The sequence below is a fragment of the Mesorhizobium sp. M7A.F.Ca.US.014.04.1.1 genome (assembly GCF_003998745.1).
GTDB lineage: Bacteria > Pseudomonadota > Alphaproteobacteria > Rhizobiales > Rhizobiaceae > Mesorhizobium > Mesorhizobium ciceri.
On sequence record NZ_RZRW01000209.1, the window covers coordinates 1 to 9,261 of the forward strand.

At 63.5% G+C, this 9,261-nt stretch carries 9 protein-coding genes; 5 read left to right on the top strand and 4 right to left on the bottom strand.

The window, feature by feature from the left end; all coding sequences use genetic code 11:
* Both EOA22_RS15760 and EOA22_RS15765 read right to left on the bottom strand, forming a co-directional pair.
* A partial coding sequence (locus EOA22_RS15760) for an FAD-dependent oxidoreductase (RefSeq protein ID WP_164755473.1) occupies window positions 1–1,920 on the bottom strand: 1,920 nt, incomplete at its 3' end.
* On the bottom strand, window positions 1,917–2,804 hold the full coding sequence (locus tag EOA22_RS15765) for a phosphotransferase family protein (protein ID WP_063169919.1): 888 nt from the start codon (window positions 2,802–2,804) through the stop codon (window positions 1,917–1,919). The genes EOA22_RS15760 and EOA22_RS15765, both read right to left, overlap by 4 nt.
* A gap of 403 nt (window positions 2,805–3,207) precedes the next feature.
* On the opposite strand from EOA22_RS15765, the gene EOA22_RS15770 reads away from it, so the two are divergent.
* The gene (locus EOA22_RS15770) at window positions 3,208–3,984 is read left to right on the top strand and encodes a DeoR/GlpR family DNA-binding transcription regulator (RefSeq protein WP_013528029.1); all 777 of its coding nucleotides are present in this window, start codon (window positions 3,208–3,210) and stop codon (window positions 3,982–3,984) included.
* Here EOA22_RS15770 and EOA22_RS15775 read toward each other — a convergent pair.
* A complete protein-coding gene (locus tag EOA22_RS15775) occupies window positions 3,981–4,880 on the bottom strand; it encodes an NAD(P)/FAD-dependent oxidoreductase (protein WP_063169920.1) in 900 nt (299 codons plus the stop codon). The two genes, EOA22_RS15770 and EOA22_RS15775, sit on opposite strands and share 4 nt — an antisense overlap.
* A complete protein-coding gene (locus EOA22_RS15780; protein WP_127390071.1) occupies window positions 4,870–5,319 on the bottom strand; it encodes an Rrf2 family transcriptional regulator in 450 nt (149 codons plus the stop codon). Before EOA22_RS15780 ends, EOA22_RS15775 begins: the two co-directional genes overlap by 11 nt.
* A 263-nt stretch (window positions 5,320–5,582) precedes the next feature.
* On the opposite strand from EOA22_RS15780, the gene EOA22_RS15785 reads away from it, so the two are divergent.
* The 4 genes from EOA22_RS15785 to EOA22_RS15800 form a co-directional block, all read left to right on the top strand.
* Window positions 5,583–6,239 carry a DedA family protein gene (locus EOA22_RS15785; protein ID WP_081714289.1) on the top strand — a complete coding sequence of 219 codons (657 nt, stop codon included), beginning with the start codon at window positions 5,583–5,585 and terminating at the stop codon, window positions 6,237–6,239.
* A gap of 75 nt (window positions 6,240–6,314) precedes the next feature.
* Entirely contained in the window at window positions 6,315–7,226 is a 912-nt protein-coding gene (locus EOA22_RS15790; RefSeq protein WP_013528025.1) for a LysR substrate-binding domain-containing protein, read from the top strand.
* Window positions 7,227–7,445: 219 nt separating this feature from the next.
* Entirely contained in the window at window positions 7,446–8,600 is a 1,155-nt protein-coding gene (locus EOA22_RS15795) for an ABC transporter substrate-binding protein (protein WP_063169922.1), read from the top strand.
* A gap of 228 nt (window positions 8,601–8,828) precedes the next feature.
* The coding region (locus tag EOA22_RS15800; RefSeq protein ID WP_164755475.1) for an ABC transporter ATP-binding protein at window positions 8,829–9,261 on the top strand (433 nt) is incomplete at its 3' end.

Sequence of the window (9,261 nt, forward strand, 5' to 3'; positions counted from 1 at the left end):
GTGCAGGTCCCAGCCCAGTTCGCCGACATAGGTGACGCGCAGCGCCCGAATTGTGTGGCCGGCGATGGCAATCTCACTCACATGGCCGAACGGGAAGCTCACGTTTGAGACGTCGGCTTCGGTCACGGCCGAAAGCACGTCGCGCGCCCGAGGACCCATCAGCGACAGCGTGCCGAAATCCTCGGTGACATCGACAAGCCTGGCATCGAGCCCTTCGCCGATATGATCGCCGATCCACGAGGAATCATGCGTGCGGAAGCCTGTGCCGGTGACGATGTAGAACTTCTCTTCGGCCAGCCGCGCCACCGTCAGATCGGCCTCGATGCCGCCGCGTGTGTTGAGAAGCTGCGTGTAGGTCAGCCGGCCGACCGGCTTGCTGACGTCGTTGGCGCAGACCCAGTCCAGCGCCTTCAGCGCATCGGGCCCGCTCAGCTCGTATTTGGCGAAGGAGGATTGATCGAAGATGCCGACTTTTTCGCGCACATGCCGGTGTTCGTCGCCGACCGCCACAAACCAGTTCTGCCGGCCCATCGAATAGATGTCCTGCGGCTCGACGCCTTCGGGCGCGAACCAGTTAGGCCGTTCCCAGCCGAGCTTCGAGCCGAACACGGCATTTTGCTGTTTCAGCCTGTCGTAGAGCGGCGAGACGATGCGCGGCCTCCCGCTGGCATACTCCTCATGCGGAAAGCCGATCGTATAGTGTTTGCCATAGGCCTCCAGCGTGCGGTCGCAGACCCACTGACGGTCACGGTGCAAATTAGCAAAGCGCCTGATGTCGACCACCCACAGGTCGAGCGGTGCTTCGCCATCGACCACCCACTGCGCCAGCACCCAGCCAGCGCCGCCGCCCGAGGCGATGCCGAAGGCGTTGAAGCCGGCGCCGACAAACATGTTGGCGCATTCGGGCGCTGTGCCGAGAATGAAATTGCCGTCCGGCGTAAAACTCTCCGGCCCGTTGATCATCTGCTTGACGCCGACGGTTTCCAGTGCCGGCACGCGCGCGATCGCTTGGCTCATATGCTGCTCGAAATGGTCGTAATCATCGTCGAACAGCCTGAATTCCCAATCATTGGGGACGTCACCGCCGGGGAGACCAGTAGCCCAGGCCTGCGGGTTCGGCTCATAGCCGCCCATCACCAGCCCGCCGACCTCTTCCTTGAAATAGGTGCGCCGGTCCGGATCGCGGATGGTCGGCGCGTCGGTCGCCAGTCCGTCGATCTTCTCGGTGATGATGTACTGGTGCTTCACCGGCTGCAGCGGCACGTTGATGCCGGCCATGGCGCCGACCTGCCGCGCCCACTGGCCGGCGCAGTTGACCACCTTGTCACAAGCAATGTCGCCCTTGTTGGTCTTCACCGCCGTGATGCGGCCGTCCTTCATTTCGAAGCCGATGACGCGGACATCCTCGAACAGTTTGGCGCCATGCATGCGCGCGCCCTTGGCCAGCGACTGCGTGATGTCGGAGGGGCTCGCCTGGCCATCGGTCGGCAGCCAGGAGGCGCCGACAAGATCGCCGGTTTCCATGAGCGGCCACATTGCCTTGACTTCCGCCGGTGATAGCAATTGCATGTCCATGCCGAAGCTTTTCGCCGTCGTCGCCAGCCTTTTGTACTCGGTCCAGCGGTCGGCATTGGTGGCGAGCCTGAGGCAGCCGGTCATCTTCCAGCCGGTGGCAAGGCCGGTCTCGGCCTCGAGGCCCTTGTAGAGGTCGACGGAGTATTTCAGCACGCGGGTGATCGAAGCCGACGAGCGCAACTGGCCGACAAGGCCGGCGGCATGCCAGGTCGAGCCCGAGGTCAGCTTGCCTTGTTCGAGCAGAACGACATCGGCCTTGTGGTCGCGCGCCAGATGATAAGCCGTCGAACAGCCGATGATGCCACCGCCGATGACGACGATGGCGGCCTGGGTCGGCAATGTCATGATTTCTGCATCCCGTACTTCGTTCTGTAGTTTTCCAGCGCCGTGTCGAGCCGGGCGAGGTTTTCCTCGGTGTAGGCGACGTAGTCGATACCGGGCGCGTCGAGATAGAGCTCGGACACCATGCTCCACATCGCCTCGCGCAGCAGCGAGGCGCATTGCATGGCCGCGTGCGAACGGCGGATCGCTTCGTCCGGTTCCTTCATGAAATAGGCGGTCAGGAAGGCGAAGGATTCCTCGTCGCTCATGCCGGCGTTGGAGGCGGCGCCTGCGAGGTCGAACATCGCCGTGTTGAAGCCGGCATATTCGAAGTCGATCAGCCACAGCCTGTTGCCGTCGTCGAGAATGTTGGCCGGCAACAGATCATTGTGGCCAAAGACGATCGGCAGCAGTTTCTGCGCGCGCTCCAGTTCGTCGGCCAGCGTCAGCAGGCGCGGCAGGTCGCTGCGCTTGCGGCTGCCGCCTTCTTCAAGCGTGCGCGCATAGTCGCGAATGACATGGAACACCCAGAACATGAAGCCGGCGCCGGAGACGTGAGTGGGCATCTCCCGGTGAAAGGCGCGCATCAGGGCTGCGACGCGGCCAAGATTGGCGCGTACGTCCTCGGCGAGATAGGTCTTGGCGCCGAGAAACTCTGTGACCATGATGCCCGGTTCGGCATGGCGGACGGCCGGCGCGAAACCGGCGGCATGCGCCGCCCGCGCCGTCATCACCTCGCGCTCGCGAAAGACATGGTGGAACGGATAGTCCTTGCCGAAGCGCACGACGTGTCGTCCCGCCGCGTCCGTGACCACATAATTCGCGTTGCTCAGACCGCCGGGCAGCGGTGCGATCTCGATGCCACCGGTCCAGCAGGGCAGGGCGCGGATGCGGTCTTCGGCGGTCACGGAATCATCCCTGGTTTGCTGGGCTTCGACAAGGCGCCGTGAACAGCGCAACGACGGCGGGGAGAAACGTAAATAATCTCGTCGGTGCGGGACGCCAGGATCGGTATCCCGCACCGCACCGACGAGCCCCTTGGCCAGGTTTTTGAGCCCGGCATCCGCCCCCGCGGATCTGAAAATTCCTTGTACAGGCACGTTCCAAACGGCCTGATCGCTGAGTTGCGGCTCTGCCCCCAGTCGCAGATCTGAAGCCTGTTAATGTCTTTGATTTCACGCCAGGGTTTCCCGCTTGTCAATAAAAAGCTGTGACTTTTTTTGGGTATTTTGCCTGAAAGCATAAGGTAGTTCCTTTAAAAGCAATTGAATTACCTTAGAATCGGTCAAGAGCATCAGTTCGGGAAACCAGATGGCCCAGTCCAAACGACACGGCGAGATCCTGCGGCTCCTGCAGGAAGAGGGCACCGTCACCATCGCCAGTCTGGCCGACCGGCTGGGCGTGTCGCTCGAGACGGTGCGCCGCGACGTCAAGCCGCTGACCGGTGATGGCTCTGTCCTCAAGATGCATGGCGCCATCGGCCTGCCGTCAATGATCGGCGAAGCGCCGTTCGAGCGGCGCATGCGTGAGAACGCCGACGCCAAGCGCGTCATTGCCCGCATGGTCGCCGCCACCATCCGCGACGGGGAATCCATCATGCTCGACACCGGAACGACGACCTCGTTCCTTGCGCGTGAACTGCTCGGCCACCGGCGCCTGACGGTCGTCACCAATTCCTCGGACATCGCCCGCACGCTGGCCACCATCAACGGCAACAAGGTCTATATGGCCGGCGGCGAGTTGCGCAGCGATTCCGGTGCTGCTTTCGGCGCCTCGGCGATCGATTTTGTCAGTCGCTTCTCGGTCAGTCACGCCATCATTTCCACCGGGGGCGTCGACGCGGTGATGGGCGTCATGGATTTTGATCTGGATGAGGCCGAGTTCGCCCGCATGGTGCTGTCGCGCGGCCAGCGGTCCCTCGTCATCACCGATCACTCGAAATTCGGCCGTCTTGGTCTGGTCCAGGTCTGCGGCTTCGACAGCTTTTCCGAACTCGCCACCGACCGCTCGCCGCCGCACGACCTGGCCGCCGCCCTTGCGCAGGCCGGCGCCCGGCTCAGCATCGCCGGCGCGGAAGCCGGGTTCTAGCCGAAGACCAGCGATTGGTGGGCGCAGACGCCCGCAAAGGTGCCACCCGATACTGCAAGGGCGATGTTGTGCATCGAACGTGCCGCGTCGCCGGCGGCGTAGACGCCGGGCACGGTCGTCTGCTGCCTGTCGTCGACTGATATCACCGGGCCGAGGAGGCCTTCGGTGAAGCCGCAGCCGAGCTGTTCGGCCAGCGGGCTGGCCATGATATTGCGCGGAGCGGTGAACACCGCCCTGACGCCGGCCTTTCTGCCGTCGTCGAGGTGGACGATCAATCCGCCGGAGCCGTCTTCCTCTAGCTCGGCAACGCTGGTGGGCTCAAACCGCACCTTTCGGCTCTCCAGCGCGCGCATCTGCTCTGTGTCAGGCTCGAACAGGCCATTGCCGAACAGCGTGACATCGCCCCAATCGGTGATCAGCTGTGCCTGATGCATGGACATCGGACCGGTTGCGAGCACGCCGAGCGGCCCGCCGGAAACTTCGTAGCCGTGGCAATAGGGGCAGTGCAGCACGCTCTTTCCCCAGAGCTCGGCAAGCCCGGCAACCTCCGGCAGGATATCGCGCACCCCAGTGGCCAGTACCAGCCGTGCCGCGCCGAATGTCTCGCCACCCTCGGTGGTGATTTCGAAATCGCTGCTGCCAGCGGCAAGGGCCTTGTCGGCGCGCCCGTCGACAACCCTGGCTGTCGGATAGGCCAGTAGTTGGCGCCTTGCGTCATCCAGGATTGCGCCGGGCGCGCGCCCGTCATGTCCGAGGAAGCCGTGCGAATGCTCGGCAAAGCGGTTGCGCGGCCGGCCGGCGTCGATCACCAGCACCTTGCGTCCTGCCCGCGCCACCTGGATGGCGGCGGACAGGCCGGCAAAGCTGCCGCCGACGACGGCAAGATCATACTGCATGGCTGGAGACTCCAATGCGGTCAAAACGGCGGCGGAAATCGGCGGTCAGGTCAGCCAGCGTGATGCGGCTCAGCTTCTCCGCCAGCAGCCTTTCGGCGGCGTTGCGAAAATCGTCGAGCACGGCGATCACCGCCTGCTCGACGAGGCAGCCGGGGCTTTCCGGATCGGTGCTGAACGGCAGCAGTGTCTCGCCAAGGGCGACGCTGATCTCGGCCAGGGATATTTTCTCGGGCGCCCGCCCGAGCAGCCAGCCGCCACCGTGCCCGCGCGACGAGGTGACGATGCCGGCGTCGCGCAAGCCTGCGATGGTGCGGCGGACCACCACCGGATTGGTGTGGATGAAGGTGGCAAGCTGCTCGGAGGTCAGCGCCTGTTCGGGCTTCTCGGCCATGTGGACGAGAATGTGCAGGGTAGAGGACAGTCGGCTGTTGCGCTTCATGTAACTTAGTTAGTTACGATTGGTGTCGATGTCAAACACGTCTCGTCCGCGCCGAGGCGCAATGTCCACGCAATCCATTCGCGGCAAACAGAACCAGTCGGTGCGCGATTCGCCTCGTATGCCGGCGCCAAGGCGTCGGACCCGACATATGCAACGGATTTCGGGTCCGACGCTGACTGCAGCAAACGCCACGCCGACCGATCGAAGCGTTGGATCCAGGATGAAGGTTGCCTGATGCTTTGTCTTTTCTCCAGAGATGGACCGTGGCACCGTTTGGTGTCGGCGTCACCATGTCGCTTCGCATGACGGGGCCGCTGGCAGCCATCCTCGGCTTCGGTCTGTTGGGCGTTTTCTGCCTCGCCTTCACCGAAAAGATCCTGCCAATTCCGCCCTCGCATGTGCTGCTGCTGTTCCTCGGCATGACGGCGGCGCCGGATGCTTCGACGCTGGCGATCCTGCTGATGGTGACGACGCTTGCGTCCGCCAGCGGCTGCCTTGTCTGGTATGCGGTCGGCCGCCGGGTTGGACCTGACCGTGCCGACAGGCTGGTCGAGCGTTTCGGCAAGTACGTGTTCCTGCGTCACGCGACCTACCGCAGGCTCGGCCAGGCCTATCGGCGCAATCACGTCCGGGTGTCCTTGCTGGCGCAGTTCATCCCGACTGTGCGCAATTACCTGCCGATCGCCGCCGGCGCACTCTGTCTGCCCGCTTTGCCCTTCGCGGCCGCGACGCTGCTCGGCGCCACGTTCTGGAACGCGGGCTTTCTCACCACCGGCTATCTGCTGCGCGGCAGCGGCCGGGACTCCTTCACGGTGGGCCTGCGCATCATTGTCATCGTCGTGGCTCTGGAGACGGCATTCATGCTTGCGCTGCGCTATGGCCCCGCATGCCGGCGGCGCATCAAGTTGGCGCTCGGTTGAGCGCCAGCTCTCAGGTCATGGGATAAGCTCTGCAGTCGGCTTTCCTTCATTCGGCCGCCGGTGTTTAGTCCGGGCATGGCTTTCACCATCCGCCAGCTGCAGTTCTTCATCGCCGTTGCCGAGCAAGGCACGGTCTCGGGCGCCGCCCAGAACCTCTCCATCTCGCAATCGTCGGTCACCGAAGCGATCAAGGAACTCGAAAGCGATCTCGGCGTCGAACTGTTCGAACGCCACCCGCGCGGCCTCAACATCACCCACAAGGGTCACCAGTTCCTGCGCCATGCGACGAAAATCCTCGCCGATGTTTCCGACGCGCGTCGCTCTTTCTCCGGCGAGCAGGCGGTGGCGGCCGGCCGGCTGCAGCTCGGCGTCACCTCGCTGGTCGCCGGCTATGTGCTGTCGGATCTGCTCGCCCGCTACCGCCGTGCCTATCCCGGCGTCGAGGTCTCTGCCATCGAGGACAATGGCGATTATCTCGAACACCTCCTGATCGGCGGCAAGCTCGACATTGCCGTCATGGTCACCTCCAATTTGCGCGACCGCACCGCGTTGCAGTCGGAAATCCTCGAAGTCTCGGCCTATCGGCTGTGGCTGCCGCTCGGTCATCCGCTCGTCGGCGCCGACATCATCAGCATTGGCGACATTGCCTCCGAAACGCTGATCATGCTGACCGTCGACGAGATCGAGGAGAATACCGGCAAGCTGCTGACGGCGATCGGCGCCAAGCCGCATGTCGCCTTCCGCACCCGTTCCGTGGAGGCCGTGCGCAGTCTGGTCGCCACCGGTGCCGGCGTGGCGCTGCTGCCCGATCTCGTCTACCGGCCCTGGTCGCTGGAAGGCGACCGCATCGAATCGCGCGATATTTCCGGCTCCTTGCCGGTGGTCCAGGTCGGCATGGTCTGGCGGCGCGGCTCCGGTCTGCCGCAGGCCGCGCGCGATTTCATCGGTCTTGCCCAGTCGCAACGGACGGTCCGCCAGCGTCCCTGAGACGCCGGCTGCACATCTATCGGAAAAACCGATATCGCCCTTCTGATAAATGAATTTGCGAAACCGGAATTTTCAAAGCACTTTCGGTTCAGGGACCAAAGCCGCCATCAGAGCGGCATCAAGCCCAACGGACGAACTGACAGTTTTCAGTCCGCGCGTGACCCCTAACGAAGACCGAAACCGGCTTTCAGGGTCAGGCGCCTAAATGGGAGATCGACAATGAATTCATTCCTGAAGTCATGCACTGCTCTGACGGTCGCGCTGACCTTTTCCGGTCAGGCCGTCGCCCAGGTCAAGGAACTTGGCAAGGGCGAAGGCCAGGTCAACATCGTTGCCTGGCCGGGCTACATCGAGCGCGGCGAAACCGACAAGGGCTATGACTGGGTGACTTCCTTCGAGAAGGAGACCGGCTGCAAGGTCAACGTCAAGACCGCCAACACCTCCGACGAGATGGTCTCGCTGATGAATGAGGGCGGCTTCGACCTCGTCACCGCTTCGGGCGATGCCTCGTTGCGCCTCGTTGCCGGCAAGCGCGTGCAGCCGATCAACACCGATCTCATCCCGAGCTGGAAGACGGTCGACGAGCGCCTCAAGGACGCGCCGTGGTTCACCGTCGGCGGCGCCCACTACGGCGTTCCCTACCAGTGGGGTCCCAACGTCCTGATGTACAACACCGACGTGTTCAAGGAGGCTCCCAAGAGCTGGAACATCGTCTTTGAGGAAATGAAGCTGCCGGACGGCAAGTCCAACAAGGGCCGCGTCCAGGCCTATGACGGGCCGATCCACATTGCGGATGCGGCCAACTATCTGATGTTCCACAAACCGGAACTCGGCATCAAGGATCCCTATGAACTGAACGAGGGCCAGTACAAGGCGGCGCTCGAATTGCTGCGCGTCCAACGCACACTGGTTGGCCGCTATTGGCACGACGCCGCCATCCAGGTCGACGATTTCCAGAACGAAGGCGTCGTCGCTTCCGGCTCGTGGCCGTATCAGGTCAACACGCTGGTCGCCGCCAAGAAGCCGGTCGCTTCCACCATCCCGGAGGAGGGCGCCACCGGTTGGGCCGACACCACCATGATGGAGGCCGACGCCGCCAACCCCAACTGTGCCTATATGTGGATGGAACATTCGCTGTCGCCGAAGGTGCAGGGCGATGTCTCAGCCTGGTTCGGCTCACTGCCCGTCGTGCCCGCCGCCTGCAAGGGCAATGAGCTTTTGACCGACGAGGGTTGCAAGACCAACGGCTACGAGAACTTCGACAAGATCAAGTTCTGGAAGACGCCGGTGTCGAAATGCGCCACCCAGAACGATCAGTGCGTGCCCTACTATCGCTGGGTGTCGGACTATATCGGCGTCATCGGCGGACGATGAGCATCCTTGCCCTCCCCCTTGTGGGGAGGGTCGACGCATAGCGTCTGGGTGGGGTCTGCTCGGCAGTTCGTGGCAGTGCCTGGCCCTTCGCAAGGCTCAGGCGTTCGAAGCTCGAAAAGCCAAGCAATTGGCTTTCCTCCGCTATGCGGATCACTTCTCACCCCCACAAGGGGGAGATAGGACGTCGCGCGACATCAACACATCAAACCGGCAACGGACTGACAGCCCATGACCTCCGCCGTCTCCTTCCAGAAAGCCTCGCGCCATTTCGGCAGCGTGCGCGCGGTCGACGCGGTCGATCTCGACATCGCGCCGGGCGAGTTCTTCGCCATGCTCGGGCCGTCTGGTTCCGGCAAGACCACTTGCCTGCGCCTCATCGCCGGCTTCGAGCAGCCGACATCGGGCTCGATCTCGATCTTCGGCGACCGCGCCGAGGGCGTTCCGCCCTATCGCCGCAACGTCAACACCGTGTTTCAGGATTATGCGCTGTTCCCGCATCTGAACGTGCTCGACAACGTTGCCTACGGGCTGATGGTCAAGGGCGTCGGCAAGGCTGAGCGGCACAAGGCGGCGGAAGAGGCGCTGTCACTGGTGCGGCTGCCCGGCTATGGCGCCCGCCGGCCCGGCCAGCTTTCCGGTGGCCAGCGCCAGCGCGTGGCAC

Excerpts from the sequence above, each read along its gene's own strand:
- EOA22_RS15770 (WP_013528029.1), top strand. The coding sequence starts at position 3,208 with ATGGCCCAGTCCAAACGACACGGCGAGATCCTGCGGCTCCTGCAGGAA.
- EOA22_RS15780 (WP_127390071.1), bottom strand. The coding sequence starts at position 5,319 with ATGAAGCGCAACAGCCGACTGTCCTCTACCCTGCACATTCTCGTCCAC.
- EOA22_RS15795 (WP_063169922.1), top strand. The coding sequence starts at position 7,446 with ATGAATTCATTCCTGAAGTCATGCACTGCTCTGACGGTCGCGCTGACC.
- EOA22_RS15775 (WP_063169920.1), bottom strand. The coding sequence starts at position 4,880 with ATGCAGTATGATCTTGCCGTCGTCGGCGGCAGCTTTGCCGGCCTGTCC.
- EOA22_RS15790 (WP_013528025.1), top strand. The coding sequence starts at position 6,315 with ATGGCTTTCACCATCCGCCAGCTGCAGTTCTTCATCGCCGTTGCCGAG.